This is a genomic window from Spartinivicinus ruber (assembly GCF_011009015.1).
Lineage (GTDB): Bacteria > Pseudomonadota > Gammaproteobacteria > Pseudomonadales > Zooshikellaceae > Spartinivicinus > Spartinivicinus ruber.
In genome coordinates this window covers 3,486,098-3,505,352 of sequence record NZ_CP048878.1, presented here as the reverse complement: position 1 = coordinate 3,505,352, position 19,255 = coordinate 3,486,098, and the positions used below count along the sequence as shown (strand labels likewise).

Annotated in this window: 16 protein-coding genes and 1 riboswitch; of the genes, 11 read left to right on the top strand and 5 right to left on the bottom strand. The window is 41.5% G+C overall.

All coding sequences use genetic code 11. The features are described 5' to 3' along the window. Window positions 1-39: 39 nt before the first annotated feature. The 4 genes from G4Y78_RS16095 to G4Y78_RS16080 form a co-directional block, all read right to left on the bottom strand. A complete protein-coding gene (locus G4Y78_RS16095) occupies window positions 40-987 on the bottom strand; it encodes a bifunctional helix-turn-helix transcriptional regulator/GNAT family N-acetyltransferase (protein WP_163833994.1) in 948 nt (315 codons plus the stop codon). 105 nt (window positions 988-1,092) lie between these two features. Next, complete coding sequence (gene rarD, locus G4Y78_RS16090; RefSeq protein WP_163833993.1) at window positions 1,093-2,049, bottom strand: EamA family transporter RarD; 957 nt, start codon at window positions 2,047-2,049, stop codon at window positions 1,093-1,095. A gap of 283 nt (window positions 2,050-2,332) precedes the next feature. Continuing rightward, window positions 2,333-3,178, bottom strand: coding sequence for a LysM peptidoglycan-binding domain-containing protein (locus G4Y78_RS16085; RefSeq protein WP_222937508.1), 846 nt, complete (start codon window positions 3,176-3,178; stop codon window positions 2,333-2,335). Window positions 3,179-3,481: 303 nt separating this feature from the next. After that, window positions 3,482-3,850, bottom strand: a complete 369-nt coding sequence (locus tag G4Y78_RS16080) for a hypothetical protein (protein ID WP_163833992.1) — start codon at window positions 3,848-3,850, stop codon at window positions 3,482-3,484. Window positions 3,851-3,920: 70 nt separating this feature from the next. Beyond that, a riboswitch (SAM-I-IV-variant riboswitch) is annotated at window positions 3,921-4,030 on the bottom strand. Window positions 4,031-4,550: 520 nt separating this feature from the next. Between G4Y78_RS16080 and dnaX the strand changes: the two genes are divergently transcribed. The 11 genes from dnaX (at window position 4,551) to G4Y78_RS16025 (ending at window position 17,742) form a co-directional block, all read left to right on the top strand. Beyond that, a complete protein-coding gene (dnaX, locus tag G4Y78_RS16075) occupies window positions 4,551-6,644 on the top strand; it encodes a DNA polymerase III subunit gamma/tau (RefSeq protein WP_163833991.1) in 2,094 nt (697 codons plus the stop codon). Between the two features lie 40 nt (window positions 6,645-6,684). Then, window positions 6,685-7,011, top strand: a complete 327-nt coding sequence (locus G4Y78_RS16070) for a YbaB/EbfC family nucleoid-associated protein (RefSeq protein WP_163833990.1) — start codon at window positions 6,685-6,687, stop codon at window positions 7,009-7,011. A 74-nt stretch (window positions 7,012-7,085) separates the two neighbouring features. Beyond that, the gene (recR, locus tag G4Y78_RS16065) at window positions 7,086-7,694 is read left to right on the top strand and encodes a recombination mediator RecR (RefSeq protein WP_163833989.1); all 609 of its coding nucleotides are present in this window, start codon (window positions 7,086-7,088) and stop codon (window positions 7,692-7,694) included. Next, a complete protein-coding gene (gene rnd, locus G4Y78_RS16060) occupies window positions 7,600-9,138 on the top strand; it encodes a ribonuclease D (RefSeq protein WP_163833988.1) in 1,539 nt (512 codons plus the stop codon). Before recR ends, rnd begins: the two co-directional genes overlap by 95 nt. After that, complete coding sequence (locus tag G4Y78_RS16055; protein ID WP_163833987.1) at window positions 9,138-9,584, top strand: YcgN family cysteine cluster protein; 447 nt, start codon at window positions 9,138-9,140, stop codon at window positions 9,582-9,584. Before rnd ends, G4Y78_RS16055 begins: the two co-directional genes overlap by 1 nt. Before the next feature lie 283 nt (window positions 9,585-9,867). After that, the gene (locus G4Y78_RS16050; RefSeq protein WP_163833986.1) at window positions 9,868-10,269 is read left to right on the top strand and encodes a PA2779 family protein; all 402 of its coding nucleotides are present in this window, start codon (window positions 9,868-9,870) and stop codon (window positions 10,267-10,269) included. Between the two features lie 25 nt (window positions 10,270-10,294). Beyond that, complete coding sequence (locus G4Y78_RS16045) at window positions 10,295-11,314, top strand: PA2778 family cysteine peptidase (protein WP_163833985.1); 1,020 nt, start codon at window positions 10,295-10,297, stop codon at window positions 11,312-11,314. 188 nt (window positions 11,315-11,502) lie between these two features. Next, window positions 11,503-11,883, top strand: coding sequence for a hypothetical protein (locus tag G4Y78_RS16040; protein WP_163833984.1), 381 nt, complete (start codon window positions 11,503-11,505; stop codon window positions 11,881-11,883). 236 nt (window positions 11,884-12,119) lie between these two features. After that, window positions 12,120-14,405: a VWA domain-containing protein gene (locus G4Y78_RS16035; RefSeq protein WP_163833983.1), complete on the top strand. Its 2,286-nt coding sequence runs from the start codon at window positions 12,120-12,122 to the stop codon at window positions 14,403-14,405. A 135-nt stretch (window positions 14,406-14,540) separates the two neighbouring features. Beyond that, on the top strand, window positions 14,541-15,320 hold the full coding sequence (locus G4Y78_RS16030; protein ID WP_163833982.1) for a class II glutamine amidotransferase: 780 nt from the start codon (window positions 14,541-14,543) through the stop codon (window positions 15,318-15,320). Window positions 15,321-15,705: 385 nt separating this feature from the next. After that, complete coding sequence (locus tag G4Y78_RS16025; protein ID WP_163833981.1) at window positions 15,706-17,742, top strand: DUF1302 domain-containing protein; 2,037 nt, start codon at window positions 15,706-15,708, stop codon at window positions 17,740-17,742. 69 nt (window positions 17,743-17,811) lie between these two features. On the opposite strand, the gene G4Y78_RS16020 is transcribed toward G4Y78_RS16025, so the two are convergent. Beyond that, a complete protein-coding gene (locus G4Y78_RS16020; protein ID WP_163833980.1) occupies window positions 17,812-19,200 on the bottom strand; it encodes a DUF1329 domain-containing protein in 1,389 nt (462 codons plus the stop codon). Between the last annotated feature and the right edge of the window lie 55 nt (window positions 19,201-19,255).

The following is a 19,255-nucleotide window of genomic DNA, read 5'->3' as shown; positions in this document are numbered from 1 at the left end:
AACTGCTATTTCTCAATGATAAAACTGCTGTAAAACAACTTATAATGTTAATTCCATATAAACATCAGCTCTGGTAAATCGAGCTTCGCCTTCCGGATGGGGTAGCGCTTTAAATCCCATTTTTTGATATAGCGCTAAGGCGGGGTGTAGTTTAGATGCTGTTTCCAGGATTATTTTTTTTGCTCCCAGCAAGTTAGCTTGGCTGATAGCATGTTCAATCAGTCGTTGGCCAATGTTATAACCTCGGTATACTGGGTCTACTGCCATTTTTGATAACTCATAAACACCAGGTTGAATGGGGTATAAAGCAAAGGTGCCAACCGCTTGCTGATTAATGAGAGCAAAAAATATCACTCCGCCAGAAAGCAAGTAGTAATTTTCTGGCTGTTCCAGTTGTTGTTTATCTAGGGGTAAAAACTCAAAATACTCATCAACCCATTGGCGATTTAACTGGTAAAAAGCCTGCTTGTAAGCGGGTTGCCAGCCGACAATGGTAATATCAGGCGTGGGCTTGACGAGCTTTTCTTGTACTCGTTGCTGTAAGTTTTTTTCGGTGAGAACTTGTTCCATATCATTTAGTGAAGTAAGTAAATTATGAGGGCTGCTCTCAATACAATCATCAATTGCCGTTTTAATCGCATGCCAAACGGGCTGCAACTGCTGTATTAATTGTTTAGCTTTTGGCGTGAGTGTTAATAGTTGTCGGCGCTCATCCTGGCTATCACTTTGCTTAGTGGCTAATTCCAGCTTAATCATGGTATTTGCCATTTGACTAACAGCAGCATGACTAACACCCAGCAGCTCAGCCAGGGTGCTAATGGGTGCTTGTTGTTTGCTTAACAAGCTTAATAGTGGAAACAACCGAGGGGGCATATCCACTTCTGCGGTTTGGTAAATCTCGGTCACTTCTTGCATGAAGTGGTCACTGAGCCGTTTCAAGCGGCTACCTAACGCCTGGGAGCCAAGCGCAGCGATGAAATCTTGCATTTGTTTAACTCATTACGTAAGTTCTTACGCAACTCTATAAGCGAGTCTAACAAGAATCAATAGTTAGTTGCCAACCGACTGCCTCATGGCGCATTTAGCTAAAGGTTATGCCTTTTCTGTATACTTTGCAGGTGAATGATGCCACTTTATATCCAAGCTATAAATAATCAGACCTAACCAAATAAAGCAAAAACAAATCAGTCTTGGCAGGCTAAAGGGTTCATTGAATAACCAGATAGCCATTAAAAATGTCATGGTTGGACTAATGTATTGAATAAAACCAATGGTGGATAAAGGGAGTCGTGTTGCTGCAACAGCAAAAAATAATAATGGAATGGTGGTAACAGCACCTGCCAGCACTAATTTATAATGTTCAAACTGTTGCCAGTGAAAATAATTAGTATCGGTATACGTCAGGTACAGAAAATAACTGGCTGCAATAGGTAGCATCAGTAATGTTTCAATAAAAAGCCCTGGCATAGCGGGTACCTGTAGCTTTTTGCGAACCAGAGTATAAACACTAAAACTGGAGGAAAGTATTAACGCTACAAGAGGCAGTTTGCCCAGGCTTAGCAGCTCTATGGCGACACCTGCGATAGCTAAACAAACAGCAAAATATTGCCGTTTAGACAGGCGTTCGGCCAAAAATAAATAGCCTAGTAACAGTGTGGTTAAAGGATTAATAAAGTAGCCTAAACTGGTTTCCAACACTTTTTCATTGGCAATGGCCCAAATAAATGTCAGCCAGTTTAAAGCAGCCAAAGCAGAAGAAAGCAATAAACCACTAAATAGTCGCCTATTTTTGAGCAACTTGAAGGTGCTACGTAGCTGTCGGGTGAAACAGAGTAATGGTAGCAGTAAAACTACTGACCAAATAATGCGGTGGACTAACACTTCCGGAGCAGGAACATCCGCTACCCACTTAAAATACAAAGGGGCTGTTCCCCAAATGAAGAAAGCGGTAATGGCTGAAATAATACCTGTCCGCTGGTTATCAATGGCAGTCACAAATACAACCTCATTTACTGAAGATGCCAGAAGCGACGAAAATCGTTTCGACATGCTGAACTACAAGCCGTAGTGCCTTGCGACCCTATGGTGAATAAAAAAACAAACAGAAATGCTACTTATCCTCAATAGCCTCTAAGCTTTAATCGTGGTTGGGCTTATATTGTGCTTGGTTTTAACTAATTTATGGCTAGATTTAGGATAAGTAGAGAAGAGAATGGTTATCCTAAGTAGATTTGATGGGTTAGGCAAGCAGAATTTGGTTCATGTATTCCCATGCAGCTACAAGTTGCTGCATGAGATTGAAGAGATGAGAAAGCTTAATGGTAAGTATATATTAATAATTCAATGCTTGTTTTGCTTGGGTAAGATAATGTTGGCGGTCATCCAAACCATTCAAACCACCATTGATGCGGCGGGTAATGGTTCGAATATCGTCTTGGTCAGCATAACGATTTAAGTTGTTTTTATTCCAATACCAGCCGGCGGCATCGACTACAACTGTCGGATTTTGGGCAACTTCATCCGGCGTGCTTACCACATCAATACCACTGTCTTTTTTATAGGCTTGATAATTAGACTTTCCTGTTAACTGAATAAAGCCTCGGCCACGGTACTGCCAGCCATCGCCACTACTTTCACTGCCATTACCCATGCGGTTGGCATACACTCGGTTGGCTATTTTTTCCGGATTGCGGGCGTATTGGTCAGCTAGGTTCTCATTTGGAAAATATTTACCAAATACTTGCAGCAAGGCTTCTTTGCTGTAGTTGAGATTTTCACTGACATACCGAAAACCACCACTTTCATGGGCAACTTGGGCAATAAAATGCGCAATTCTCAGTGGTGTATTAATTTCGTATTTATGAAGACATCGATTAACTGCTGAACAGTAATGTGACAATGTTTCTGTTTTGGTTTTGGGAAGGATTTGTTCTAGTTGTGACAAGCTGATGAGACTATCAGCGGTTTCACCTTCAGGCTCGCTGATGGTTGTTTGTTGTTTAGCTGCTGGTTGTGCTTTGTCTATGCCTGGTATAACCAGCTGCTGACCTATTTCTAGACGATTAATGTCTTCTAAGTGGTTGGCTTTGGCAATTTCAGGGTAGCGCATCGCATCACCATAATATTGCTTAGCAATGCGCCCTAAGGTATCACCCGCGACTACCGTGTGCGTTAACATGAAGTTGTCCTCCCTGGTTTTATAACAACACTCTGGTGATGCTCCTATGGAGAAGAAACATCTTTATCCACTGTTGTTGTATTTATTTGTTTGCAGTCCGTTGATGCGATTGAGTCATCAATTGATCAACTCAAATTGGAATTAACCGCGTTGAATTTAATGTTAAGCATAGACCTTATTTTGGAATCTGGTTAGCTGAACGGACTGGTAAAATACCTTGCCAAGCTGATAGCAGGAATTAGCAGGGAGCAATAAACCAGCATAGTTCCGACCAGCTAGAATCCTTACTTGTATAGGACGACACTAATGTGCGCGTTTGATGGGAGCTTCTCGAGTGGCCTTTGGCGATATGCTTGGTAACTGGCAGTGAGCGATTGATTGAAGGATAAACTGGCGTGCTAACGGTAGGCTAGTAAAGTAAAACGGCTGATAGCAACAGCTACGTGTATGATCCCGGTATTCAACATACACCACCCAAAGAGGCTTACTATGATGTTTAGACTGTTTAACCCATAGTTGGCTTGCCCAATAATAGAGCAGGCATTGATAGTGTTGATGTTCAATATGACCTGCAAAGTCAGCGAGCTCTTGAGGAGATGTAATATCTGCCGCCTTGGGTAATGGGGCAAAGGCGTTAATATTAGTGAGTTGAAAAAGGTGTTGGTTGATCATCGTGTTCTCCTGCTACTTAAACAGAGAACTGACGTATGGTTTGAGAGAGCCTATTTAGTTGCCCGGCCTGGATGCATCATAATGTTGCAGTCTAGGCTTGGCCACATCTCCGTCACCGGAATCCACCTTGCTTAGGTTAGCAGGTTGGCAAGGACGTCAGTCCTATTCTTGATGTATACCGTATTGGTTAAATAATAAATTAACGTCTTAATTTTTCTGTTACGAGCAATTTAATACCGCTTATGTCTTGATGGCTACTACTGTTAACTAAGAGTTCATATTAACTAAAAGCTTATGTTTACTAAAAACTTAGGTTAACTCATTAGTTTACAGTGATGTTGTCGCATATATTTTCTTAATCACTGTCTAAGCAATCGCTAAATGACTCTTTATCAATAATGACATTCGCTCAATCAATATAGTCAAACTTGGTGTATAAAAATAGCGCCAGTAGCCAATATTGTGAGCTTATTAAAACAGTAACTCACAGTTTACTCAAGTAAACGTTAGTCTAACTTGCCCCTTACTCTCTAGCACTTTTGTGACATTCTCTAAATACTTAGGAGTAAACACAAAGTTTGATATACTGAGTCGTTTTTAGTAACTGTCTTACAAAAGCACGCTGCTGCAATAGTAATAAGTTGTAGTCAGTCATAGAAAGTAGGCAACATCCAATCAAACAGCGATTTCAGGCAGCTAAATGAGCTATCAGGTATTGGCCAGAAAATGGCGGCCAAAAACATTTAAAGCAATGGTTGGGCAAAACCATGTGTTGCAGGCATTAATTAATGCCTTGGATCATGGTCGCTTACACCATGCCTATTTGTTTACTGGCACGCGTGGGGTAGGAAAAACTACTATTGCACGTATTTTAGCCAAGTGTTTAAACTGCGAAACAGGTATTAGCTCAGAGCCCTGTGGGCAATGTTCAGCTTGCCAGGAAATCGATCAGGGCCGTTTTGTTGATTTGCTCGAGGTAGACGCGGCGTCTCGAACCAAGGTAGAGGATACCCGCGAACTGTTGGATAACGTTCAGTATGCACCGACCCGTGGTCGATTTAAAGTGTACCTGATTGACGAGGTACATATGTTGTCAGCCCACAGTTTTAATGCGCTGCTAAAAACCCTTGAAGAACCGCCTCCTCATGTGAAGTTTCTGTTGGCCACAACTGATCCGCAAAAATTACCTATCACCATTTTGTCCCGGTGTTTACAGTTTGGCCTGAAAAATATGTCACCGGAGCGTATTGTTGAGTATTTAATCCAGGTACTTGAGGCTGAAAAGGTGGGGTTTGAGCAAACCGCTCTTTGGCAAATTGGCCGAGCGGCTGATGGCAGTATGCGGGATGCGTTAAGTCTGACAGATCAAGCAATTGCTTTTGGCAATGGTCAAGTGACTGAGGATAAAGTGGCGGCCATGCTGGGTACCATTGATCAGAGGCAGGTTTATCGGGTGGTAGAAGCTTTAGCCAGCCAACAGCCTGGATCAGTATTAGGTGCCGTTGCCCATTTGGCAGAATTTGCACCGGATTACACCAGTGTACTGGCAGATATGCTCTCTGTCTTTCACCGCATTGCACTGGCCCAAATGGTGCCGGATGTAGTTGATAATAGCGAGGGTGATCAGCAGCAAGTATTGGCTTTGGCCACGAGCATGACGGCTGAAGATGTGCAACTGTTTTATCAGATTGGCTTGCAAGGCAGGCAAGACTTAGCTATTGCACCGGATCCACGCTCAGGGTTTGAAATGGTGTTGTTACGGATGCTGGCTTTTCGTCCACAGCAAGGCCCGGTCATTCCACCTAGTCAACCTTTACCAGGATCTGAGGGCTCTAGCACAGCAGACAACACCAGTAATGCCGACAGCCATTCGAGTTTGCCAGGCAATAGTGCTGTAAATAAAAGTGATCCTCCCCCTACTAATAGCACTGAAGAAAACAAGGGTGATTCAGCTTCATCCCAACCAAAACAATTGGTTGAGAATGCTCAGCTGCAACAGCTATCTAAAGAACCCATAACTTCACAGCCAGCAGGACAAGACTCTATTGATAAAGGGCAGAGTGCAGATGTCAATGCTGCTGAATTAGCGGCCTATCAACAATATGCAGAAGTGATGACACCTGACTATGAAGATTATGCAGTCTCAAGTGTCTATCAGCAGCCTTCATCACCAGTGACAGAACAACCTGCTGTAGATTACAACCCAACAGCGGTTGCTGTGAAGGCCAGGCAGGCACCAGCGAAAAGGGTGGTAAGTGAACCAGCAGTTAACAGAGAGGCTGCTGTTGCTCAACCTCCTGTTGATGGTAAAGTGAAGTCTGGTGAAGCGATAAAAGAGGTTAAACCTGCTGCAACGCAGGCTATGCTTAAAGAAGAGGTCAAGCCAGCGTTTACCCTGGCAATGGTAAAGCCAGCAGACTGGCCACAATTATATTCCCAGCTGTCAATCAGTGGTGCGGCTAATGCGATTGCCCAGCAAATGGAGCTAGTCGAAATTACGGCTGGGCGCTGGTATTTTCGCATCGCGAAAGAGCATACCACGCTACTAAATGATAGCCAGCTGCAGCGGGTCAGTCAGGCTTTATCCCATTACTTTGCAACAGAAATTCAAGTGTCGCTGGATCAGGTTGCTGCAACGAAGGCTGAAACCCCAGCGGCTTACCGAGCCCGAAAACAACAGGAGCGACAAGCAGCAGCAGAACAAAGTATTATTGCTGACCCCAATGTGCAGGCATTAATGCAGCACTTTTCTGCTACAATCGTCGAAAACTCAGTAATGCCAGTCGATTTTTGAGTATTACTGGTCTTTAGTCAAAGCAAAACGAGGTTTTTATATGTTTAAAGGTGGTATGGGCAACCTCATGAAACAAGCCCAGCAGATGCAAGAGCAAATGCAAAAAGTGCAAGAAGAACTGGCCAACGCTGAGGTGACAGGTGAATCTGGTGCTGGCTTAGTGAGTATTGTGATGACAGGCCGCCATGATGTTAAGCGAGTGAACATTGATCCTAGCTTGCTACAAGAAGATAAAGAAATGCTTGAAGATTTAATCGCCGCTGCGGTTAATGATGCCGTTCGTAAAGTTGAAAAAAACAATCAAGAAAAAATGGCCGGCCTAACAGGTGGTATGAATTTACCTGAAGGTTTTAAATTTCCTTTTTAAGTCGCTGATGGGTAGAGGCGCATTGGTTTCAGCTGCGCCTCCATCCATATGTTAGTAGACCAATACAGCATTCTATGTCTTTTAGCCCTTTAATTTCTGAATTAATAACAGCCTTTCGTTGTTTGCCTGGGGTGGGTCCAAAGTCAGCACAGCGGATGGCTTTGCACTTGTTGGAACGGGACCGGCAAGGTGCGTTGCAGCTTGCCCATAGTTTACAGCAGGCAGCCAATCATGTTGGTAACTGCCAGCGATGCCGAACTTTATGCGAAACCTCATTGTGCCCAATTTGTAGTAGTAGCCGTCGGCAGTTGGAAACCATTTGTGTGGTTGAAACACCGGCTGATGTATTAGCTATTGAGCAAGCCGGTGGCTTTAATGGTATGTATTTTGTGCTAATGGGGCACTTGTCGCCACTTGAGGGAATTGGCCCGGAGCAGCTTGGTTTGAATCAGCTGATTGAGCGCGTAAAACAAGAGCAGATTGAAGAACTCATTTTAGCCACCAACCCTACTGTTGAAGGTGAGACCACGGCTCACTATATTGCTGATCAACTTCAGGGGCTGCCTATCCGTCTATCAAGAATTGCTCATGGTATTCCGCTTGGTGGTGAGTTGGAATATGTTGATGGTGGTACGCTGGCCCATGCGCTGGCTGGGCGCAAGCCATGGATGGTCAATGGTTGAAGACTTGCGGCCACAGTGGATAACCACTAATCAAGCATTAGCTCAGTATGCCACTGACTGGCTGGCAGAGCCCCAATTGGCATTGGATACAGAGTTTTATCGTTGTCAGACCTTTTATGCAAAACCAGGCCTGATTCAGCTGGCTACACCTAAGCAAGTATTTTTTATTGACCCTTTACTGGTAACAGACTTTACCCCTTTGGCAGCTGTTTTCAGAGCACCACAAGTGGTCAAAATGTTACATGCTTGCAGTGAAGACCTGGAGATTTTTCAACAATTAACAGGTGCATTACCTGCACCACTGATTGATACGCAACTGGCAGCAGCTTTTATTGGGTTAGGGGCATCGATAGGCTATCAACGCCTCGTGACTGAGCTACTGGGGGTTAAGCTTGCTAAAGATGAAACTCGATCGGACTGGTTACAGCGGCCGTTATCAGCAACGCAAATAAACTATGCGGCATTAGATGTACATTACTTGTTGCAGTTGTACCAGCCATTAGTTAACCGACTGAAAGATTTGGAACGGCTCGATTGGTTACACCAAGAGTGTCAACAACTGGTTGAGCAAGCAGCTAACCCGACACCACTGGATCAGGTTTATCAGCAGGTTAAATTGGCTTGGAAGCTGCGTCGCAGTGAACTAGTGATTTTACGTAAGCTGGCAGCTTGGCGAGAAAAAGAAGTGAGGAAGCGGGATATTCCGCGCCATCGTTTATTTTCTGATGATCAATTATGGTGGCTGGCCAGGATTAAACCCCGCAAATTGATACAACTGGATAAGGTACGAGGGATTCGGAAAGAGCAAGTGGCTCGTGAAGGGCGTGCGATTTGTGGAATTATTGCCAAAGCATTAACTGAATCGGCCAATAACTGGCCTGAGCGGTTACCCAAGCCTTTACCAAAATCGAGCAAACCACTTATTTCTAAGGTAAAAAAACACGCAGCGAAGGTAGCTGAAACACTTTCTTTACCCCCTGAGTTGGTGATTCGAAAAAAACAACTAGATGCACTGATTAGAAGCGGTTTAGCGGATGGCCAATTTAATTGGCCAGAAAATTTACAAACCTGGCGTCGTGAATTGTTGGGGGAGCCTTTATTGACAGAGTTAACCCAACTGGCCCAAGAGCAACAATGTAGTACGGTTATGAATAAGCAGTTAGTTTCTATTTATAAAAGCCCTAACAAAAATGAAATGTATCTGTATGTGGCGAAACAGGCTCAATTGTCTGAAGTGCCCGATGCGCTATTACAGTTATTTGGTAAACCTAAACATGTGATGGATATGTTACTGACACCAGAAAAAAAACTGGCGAGGGCCAATGCTGTTCAGGTGATGAAGGAAATTGATAGCAAAGGCTTTTTTCTACAAATGCCACCCGCTAAAGAGGATTACCTTATTGAATTACCGGAAGAGTTTTTATCCAAAGGAGACCCTGTGTAATGGCTACAAAGCTATTACCTTTTTGGCAAGCTAAGCCGTTGTCGGCAATGAGCCAGGAAGAATGGGAGTCACTATGTGATGGATGTGGTTTATGTTGTTTACATAAACTCGAAGATGAGGAAGACGGGGCAATTTATTATACTCAAATCAGTTGCCGCTGGCTGGACCAGCAAAGTTGTCGTTGCAAGGATTATCAGCAAAGACGACAGTTAGTGCCTGGTTGCCTGGATATCCGAGCAAGCCAGCCGGAAGTATACGATTGGTTGCCTCCCAGTTGTGCTTATCGGTTGTTAGCAGAAGGAGAGTCTTTGCCCGACTGGCATCCATTGGTGAGTGGCGATCCAGATTCGGTACATCATGCAGGTGTTTCATTACAAGGGCAAATGGTCGCAGAGCATCAGGTTAGTGAAGATGATTGGCCTGAATATATTATTGCTATCAGTTGAATATTTTCGGCTACAAAAAATAACTAAATAAGTTAATTATGACATAAGTAGCATACTCTATCTTATGTCATGTTTTTGTAGATTGATTAATCGAATAAATAAAACAGATTAAATAATAAACATTTATTCAATAATAAAAGATATTGATTTGTAAACAAGTTGTTGTATACCAATCCTCACTTCAGTAATGAAAGCACGCACGGATTAAAAAAGCCTGTTTGACCCTACAGAAGTATTACTTCTAGACTTGAACTGAACTAAATTTCTTAAGTAGGACAAAATAATGGCACTGACAATCGGTGGGCGTCGTCTTGTGGCGCTTATGTTAACTTGTTGTATAGCACTACTTTCAATCCAGGCTTCAGTAGTGCGGGCGGGTATGGTCGGTACAGATCAAGTGATTGCTGAAGAGCAGCATCAAGTTGATAAAGAAACCCTGCTAAGTATGCTGGAAGAGCAGGAGGTTAAAGACAAGCTGCAAGCCCTGGGGGTGCCTGAAGAACAGGTAAAATCCAGGATTGATGCAATGACACCGGAAGAACTGGCTCAATTTAATGAAAAGTTAACTGAGTTGCCTGCTGGTAGTGGGGTTGCTGGGGTGATCGTACTATTTCTGGTTGTCTTTATTGTTACTGATATGCTCTGTGCGACGGATATATTTACCTTTGTACGCTGTATTAATTAAGCTAAGTAACCCATAAAAGATTGTAGTGACAAACTTTTTACAACTATTACTACCCTTTCAAAATGCCCGGCATGTGCTGGGCATTTTTATTTTGTTGGGGATAACTGGCTGTACTAGTAATGCTTTTATTAAGCAAATGGATGCACTTCCAGCGGATAGTTTCTATCAAGTTGAGCTGGAGCAGGTACCTTTTTTTCCTCAAACAGAATATCACTGTGGTCCTGCTGCACTAGCGACTGTATTGAGTTATTGGCAGGTGCCTATAGAACCTGATGATCTGGTGGATGAAGTCTACACACCGGCCAAGCAGGGTAGTTTTCAAGTTGAGCTGGTGGCGGCTACACGTCAGCGAGGTCTATTGGCCTATGAAATGAAAGGCTCTCTACAACAGTTGATGGCTGAAATTACCGCTGGGCATCCGGTATTGGTGATGCTGAATTTAGGCTACAGCTGGTATCCACAATGGCATTATGCAGTTGTGGTAGGCTTTGAGTGGTCAACTAAGCAAGTGGTGCTGAGATCAGAGCAACACAAACGTTATAAAATGCCCTTGGCACTCTTTGGTAAAACTTGGGAGAGGGCCCAGTATTGGGGGTTGGTGCCATTGCCCCCTGATCGCTTGCCTGCAACAGCTAATCCGTTGTCCTATCTCAAAGCTGCACAGGCTTTGGAGCAAGTGAACCAGCGCCAGGTAGCGATTATGGCCTATCAAACTGCATTAAAAACCTGGCAGCATCATCCTATTGCGTTACTGGGACTGGGCAATGCCTATTATGCGAAGCAACAGTGGCAACAATCAGTGGATGCATTAATGGAGTTGGTGGCGAATCATCCTCATCATATCGTGGGCTGGAATAATCTGGGTTATGCACTGGCAACAGGTGGTTGTGTGCAGGCTGCACAACAAGCTCTAGCATGTGGACTGGCAGTTCAACCGGATAATCAGCAGTTACTGGCTACTCAGCAAGAAATTCAGGCTCTCACTGTCAAAGATCAGTTTAACCAGTGTCCGGAAGTAGTCTGTAACAATACAAAGCGACAGTAATCCAAACTAATCCCCTAAAATATTATTTAACTTGTTTATAATGACCTGACGATGCTCTTTGATTATGATGAGTAAAATTTTTCTAAACTAAGTTGTATATTATTGTCGGTATGGATCCAAATCATTACTTTTACGGTTGGATGATTTATTTAGCTAGCGCCTTCGGTTGCTTTTTAGTCTGGGTGCGGATGACAAGGTCATTGAGCCGGTTTTTGAAAGGTCTGTTGCGGGGTTTTGTGGCAGTTGCCTTATTTACCCCTTGGTATGTTGATAGCAATCATGAATATTTAGCCCCTGCTGGGCTGATCACCTTGTATGATGCTTTAACCAAAGGTGCTGAGGCGGCCTACCGAGCTGGACATGTGGTGGCTGTGGCAGAGTTACTAATGTTTGTCTTGTTATTGGCACTTTTCATAGTATTGCCATCCCCTAAGCCGAAGCGTGCTAAGGGTAAACCTGATGAGCAAGCAAAGTCACAATCTTCGGCTCGCAATCAAAAGCCACAGCAGAAAAAGCGGACAAGAAAAGTACCCCAGCCAGCCAAAGAGCGAATTACCCCAACCATTTAAAAAAGGCATTACTTTATGGTAATACCTTTATCTTACCACTTATGCCCTGCGCAGAAGCTAGTCCGAATCATTGAGGTATGACTCGGGCTAGACCTTATGAATAGTGCCATTTGCAATAAAGCTGCTATAACTTAATGATGATACCAGATATTTTCCTGTGCTGATCTGTTATATACACAGACACAGCAGTTCTGCCACAGGGGCTGGTCATTAGTCACTATTGCAAGGAGCTGGCAATGACTTATAAGGCTGGGTATATGAGCCTGGCAAGCATATTTTATCGACGTCCAGTAGTGGCTATTAAGCCAATTATTAATACGATGAAACAGGCTGGCGGGAAGTTTAGCCTGGTTTTTTTGATGTTGTGCTCTTTTATCGTATTTGCTGAAGAATCTGACCAGTCATCGAATAGCCAAGTTTCCGCAGCTGATGTACGAATGTTAGTGGATATTTCTGGTAGCATGAAAATCAATGATCCACAAAACTTACGAGTACCAGCAATTGAATTAATGGTTGAGCTATTACCAAAAGGCAGTAAAGCAGGAGTGTGGATATTTGGCCAGCATATCAAGTCGCTGGTTCCCTATGCTGAGGTAGATAGTCAGTGGCGGCAACAAGCAAAGCCGCAAGTCGAAAAAATTAATTCAACTGGTTTATTTACCAATATTGGTGAAGCACTGAATGCCGGGGCATTTGATCGTAATGCACAAGCCAAGCAATCCCGGCATATTATCCTATTAACCGATGGGATGGTGGATATTTCAAAAGACTCAGATAAAAACCAGACAGAACGCGAGCGAATTTTAACTGAGCAAATTCCTGTGCTCAGTGACGCAGGTTATACCATTCATACCATTGCTTTATCCAGCAATTCTGATCGGGCATTGATGGACACCTTAGCCATTGAAACAGGCGGATTATCTTCAGAAGCTAATAATGCTGAAGAACTAACCAAATTATTTTTAAAGGCATTAGAACAGACTGCACCCAGTGAGCAAGTTCCCCTACAAGATAATAAGTTTCTGGTTGATTCTAGCGTTGAAGAATTTACCCTATTAGTGTTTAAACCACGGCCAGAAGCAGTTACCCAACTACTGTCGCCTGATCAGTCAACCTATTCCAAAGCCAATACGACAGATGATATTAAGTGGCACAGCACAGATCAATATGATTTAGTGACTGTACAAAAGCCTTATGAAGGAGAGTGGTTATTACAAGCAGAACCTGATCCTGATAATCGGGTTACCATCGTCAGTGACTTGAAATTAAAGGTAAAAGATATACCCAGTAATTTGTTCTTAGGGCAAGAAGTGGAGCTTGATTTTTGGTTTGAGGAACAAGGAAAAATCATCCTAAAACAGGATTTTTTGAACATTATTCAAGGCAGTTGGCAGGTTTATCAGTCAGCTAAGCTTATCAGCGAACAGCAAATAAAAGATGAGAGTTCGCTTAACGACGGCCACTTTACCGACCAGCTTAAACCCTTTTCAGATATAGGTGATTATCGAATAGAGCTGGTTGTTGATGCAAATACTTTCAATCGACGTTATGCCAAGTTGGTTTCAGTTCGTCAACCATTTCAGATTGAAAGTGAGTTGTTTGCTGAAGAAGGACAAGATAAGTATTTAATTGTAGTGAAACCCCGTAGTCAGTCGATTGACCGTAAGTCTTCCAAAGTGGTTGCACAAGTGCGATATCCAGATGGCACCAAACAGCTTCGCCCGGTTCCCCTTTATAAAGATGGTCGTAGTTGGCGCTTTGCTATTGAGCGTTTGCAGCAAGGTCAACATAAAGTATTTTTTAATATTGATGCCCAGGCAAAAGATGGGAAGACCCTAAAAATAGAAACCGCACCTATTGTATTAAATTACCCGGAAACCCAATCAGCGACTCTAGAAGCAGGTGTTACACCTGAGCCTGAAACAGATACAACTGAACAGGTGGGAGAGTCAGAAGATGAAACTGTTGAAGGTGAAACCAAGGAGGAAGAACCACCTGTCATAGAAGAACAACCAGAAGTAGAGCCTGAGGAAACAGAGGAAACAACAGAAGATGAGTTGGGCTGGATTACATATGTAGGTATTGCTTTAGGCAATATCCTGGTGTTAGGCGGGTTGTTTTTTGTCTATAAAAAGCTGATAAAAGGCAGTGATGAAAAATTTGAAGAGGAAGAAGCAGGAACAGAGGAAACGGAAAAGAAAGAAGAGCCATCAACTGAAACAGTAGATGAAAAGCCAGCAGAGGTAGAGGAAGTTCCTGAAGAACTAGAAGAAGACCTTGTGGAGGAAGATGATATGGAGATTGAGCTGCCTGCTGACGATCTTGAAGATTTAACGGCCTCTGACTCATCAATCGCAGAAAAAGAACCCCCACCTGCAGCGCCTGAATCTACTGAAGAGGAACAGCCTAAAACCAAGGATCAGTTGGATGAAGATGATATCCCCCCAGAAGACCCTGAAGACTTACTCGATGAAGACTTTGACTTATCCGGTGGAGATGAGTCTGATGACAAAAAAGATTAACCTGAATAAATCAGTAGCTGTCTATTTTTAGAGATGCTCTAATATTTTTTCCAGATGATTATACCCAAATTAAAGGCTATATCGTGGTATAGTAGGCAAATGAGTTATATTTAGGTTAACTTGGCTACTGTTGTTATGTGTGAATTATTAGGCATGAGTGCCAATGTCCCAACGGATATTTGTTTTAGTTTTACCGGGTTGATGCAACGTGGTGGGCGTACTGGGCCTCATAAAGATGGCTGGGGGATTGTCTTATATGAAGGGAAAGCTATTCGGGAGTTCCGTGATAGCCAACCGAGCTATCAATCGGCGGTGGCAGAGCTGGTAAAGCAATACCCTATTAAAAGCTGCATTGTCATTAGCCATATTCGTCAGGCAAATTCTGGTCGTGTTTGTTTGGAAAATACCCATCCTTTTATTCGGGAGTTATGGGGGCGAAAGTGGACCTTTGCCCATAACGGCCAACTAAAAAAAGCCAAGCAAGATCTGCCTTTATCGTTTTATTTGCCAGTAGGTACTACCGACAGTGAACATGCTTTTTGCTGGATGTTAGCCCAAATAAGGCAGCAGTTTCCTACCATGCCTGAACAGTCTGAATTGTTATGGCAAACCATCCATCAGCTGTGTTGTCATCTAAATGAATATGGGGTTTTTAATTTGCTTTTGAGTGAAGCGAATTACCTCTATGCCTTTTGCTCAACAAAACTGTCCTGGTTAACCCGGCGAGCTCCATTTGCGGAAGCGGTTTTGAAGGATGCAGAATTAAGCATTGATTTTCAAAAAGAAACTACCCCTAATGATGTGGTCACTGTGATTGCAACAGAACCTTTAACCACTAATGAAGCTTGGAATACCTTAGAGCCAGGACAACTGGCGGTATTTCGGCTAGGGGAGTTAGTGTCCAAAATAGAATAACTATTGTACTCTTTCACTCAGTATGAAGCGTGGATTCAACTAACAAGTGCAACTAAGCAATATCTAGGTGAGAGGGTATACTAGCCGGCTAATCTTTTCCGGCCCAATCATAGTTGTAAAAAAGGATCTGCTTTCGGTTCATTGGTTAAATAGGTTGCAAATTTTTGGCATATAATTAATTTGTTAATGCGATTTTTTTATATGCTTTTTACAATATAGTTAACTGTATAGTCTATCTTATAAGCAAAAGGAGGTGTTCAAGTTATTTATGCAGCCGTAAAAGTACTTGAATATCTAAAGTAGATATTACTTAATACATGGAAAAGTGTGCCGAAATATATAAATAAACCAATAATTTTCTAATCCCAATCATTGAAATAGTAACGTGATCAATAATATTTTTTTGTCGGTAGTGCTTATTTATTCTAGAAAAAGCTTTATGCTACTAAGTGTTTTTATAACACTAAAAATTCATGGGGGAGAGATAACTAGTTCACTGGATACTAGCTTATCTTATGGGGCAATGTGGCGAGTGGAGGGACGAGATACTCGAAAATATGGGAATGATACTGAGCCTACCCATGATGATGTAAATTCTAATGATGGTAATCGTAACTATGATACAGGGCTGGTTTCTAGTCTTTATAAGCTTACTTTTGAATTAGAAGCTAATTACTCAAATGCTGAAAGCAGAGTTGAAAATATTGGTATTTTTATTCGAGGAAGGGCTTTTTATGATAGTGTCGTAATAGGCCAACCTACGAATTGGATTGACGCTAATAATCGCCTTACACGTCAAGGTTTTCCAAATCAAATAAACACTTACCCTTATGGAGATGGTTTTAATAATAGAGTTGATCGTTTAATTGGTAAAGATGCTTCAGTATTAGATGCTTTTCTTTTTATTGATTTCCATATAGATGAAAAACCAGTCGATATACGCATTGGCCAACAAGTATTAAATTGGGGAGAAGGCTTGTTTTATAGAGGAGGTATTAATACAATTAATCCAATAGATGCTGTTCAAATCGCATTACCTGGATCTAAGATAAAAGACATATTGATACCTCAAATGGCTTTGTCATTCACATTAGGGCTAACTGATAATACATCTATAGCGGCGTACTATATGTTGGAATGGGATGAGGCAATAGTACCCCCTAGAGGTTCCTATTTTAACAATAATGATACATTTGCTGAAGGGGCTGACAAGGGATATAAGCCAGTAAGTGTTGATGTAATGGCTATTGCAACAGCTTATCAAACGTTATTGAATCCAGGTTCAAATTTGTATAGTGATTTAAATATCAATACAAACTCGTCACAAGAATATATAGTTGCTGCAGATGTTAGACAGAAAAAGAGTGCGTCTGATGGAGGTCAGTGGGGAGTTAATGTTAAGTATTTTGCTGAAGATCTCAATGGAACAGAGTTTGGATTGTATTATATTAATTACCATGCTCAAGTACCCTTTATAGAAGCCATAATACCTAATAATGGCAGAGTAGAAAACTTTAACTCAATAGAAAGTATTATAATAAAAAATCTATGTTTGGATCCCAGATTAGGCTTAGCCTTTGATGAAGCTAGCACATGTATTGCGGGTTTATCATCGAATCACATTCTATCAAACGATTTATTTGTAAGGAGAGTTTTTCCTGAAGATATTCGTATCTATGGGGTGAGCTTCAATACCGCGATTGGAAGAACATCTATTGCTGGTGAGTTAGCTTATCGACCGAATATGCCTATGTGGATTGATCACCCAGAGGATTTGGCTGCCGGAATATCCCTGAATGCAACATCTCTTGCTAATCAAGTTGCAGCAGGTTACTCTGCTGTTTGTTCTGGAGATACATTTAATGTATCTCAAGCGAGAGTTAATAATAAGGCATGTTTAGGAAGTTGGTATAGTAACTTTGAGCGAGTTGAATTATGGACTGGCTCATTAGTATTTATGCATAATTTTGGCCCCTCTCTAGGTTTTGATAGCTTTATAGGGTTATTTGAGCCTCACTTTGAAATGATTTCTGGCTTAGGTACTGATGATTATGATAAGTTTATATCAAACGGTTCAAATCCTTACAATAAAATAATTTTTGCTAGTGACTATACTCCAGCTCATGAAAGGTTAGATCGCTTTAGTTGGGGGTATACCTTAGTATTATCGGGAGTATGGAATGATGTATTTGCAGGTATTAATTTAAATCCAGTTTTTCGCTTTAAACATGATGTAGATGGTAATTCAAGAAGGACAGGCAGCTTTATGGAAGATCGTAAAGCCGCGACTATTTCATTGAGTCTAAACTATTTAAACACAGTATCGGCTGGTATTAGTTATTCGAATTTTTTTGGTGCTGAGCGACGGAATAAACTTAATGATAGGGATAATATAGCATTGATAATCAAGTATGATTTTTGAAAGTAATTGACTTCTCCTGAGAGAATAAATTTTTTATAACTATGGATAGATTATATAACTAATGATGGCTTATCTTCTACCTTTTTGTCTAAGTGCAGCTGGTCTGAAATAACTTTTGTTTGGTGGGATATTAGAAAATGTTATATAATTTTTCATCTCGTTAGCTATACCCCCTACAAAATAGCGTCGAGCCTGAAGGTCATGGTATACATCTAGGCTTGTCCATGTTGTCGGCTGATCATAGTAATTCAGTAAATAAGCCATATTGACCCGCCATAATTTTCCTCGGATATCATAAAGATCAGCAATAGCTATTCCCCAGCTATCTTCATCTAGATATAAGGTTCGTTGAAAGTAAATATGACGTTTTCCCTTTTTGAGAGTACCTTCCACAACCCAAACTCGATGTAGTTCATAACGGGTGTAATCAGGGTTAATGTGTCCAACTTTTAAGATATCATTATTTTTTAAACTAGGGCTAACTAGCTTATAGTTATTATAGGGTATGAAAATCTCTTGCTTACCTTTTAGTTTCCAATCGAATCGGTTGGGGGAACCACTGAACATATCAACATCATCAATAGTAACTAACCCATCAGCTAAATCAATAGGAGTATCATAAGAGGCATTTGGGGCCCGTCGAATTCGGCGTTGGCCCACATCATAGGCCCAAGATAATCTAGGTTGTTTTACTTGATCGAGAGTTTCAAATGTTAATAAAAGGCTCCCTGCTAACCTAGCTGGAGCAAGAGTTTCGGATAAATAATAGATATAAACATTTCCTAATGTCGATTCGTTACCATGTGGATTATAATAGTGGAAATATGCCTCTTGTAAGAGAGTAATCGGTGTATAATTACCATTGCGGTGAACGGAAGCAATAACCTGTTTACGTTTTATGTATATTCCACGATAACGAACAATATGATTCCATAGGACTTCTAGTCCATTTTTTGGTATAGGAAATGGAAAACCAGCATAGGCTCCAGTGAATCCATTGCCATTGTTAATTAGCTTTGCAGTAGTTGAATTTTTATAAGTATTTTTATAAATAAAAGAGGGGAGTGATCCAGAGCGACGAGATTTGTAAATAGGCATATTGAAGGTTTTTGGGTAAGAATAGAATAATGCCATTTGGCCTTTGGTTAGGTTTTTTGAATATCGTTTGAAGTTATTTACAGTAATCGTAAATAAAGGCTTGTCTTGAGGATAAGGGTCAGGATAGTGTTGTCCTGGCTTGGTAAAAGTTACTGGTATATCAGTTTTTTTGATACCTCCAGTCCACTCAGGGATTTTACCTGTGCTATTTCCTTTTTTTTCTGCTCCTATTGGAGTTAAATTAGTTTCTAATAATTCAACTTCTTGAGGGGATATCTCTGCCAGAGTTATTTTGATCGTGAAGATAGAAATAGCTGAAATAATAAAGGATATATTATTAATAAAATTGATATGTGACATAGGACCCTCAAAATTATTCTCGAATAATTAAAAGTTTAGTTATCACTAGATTAGT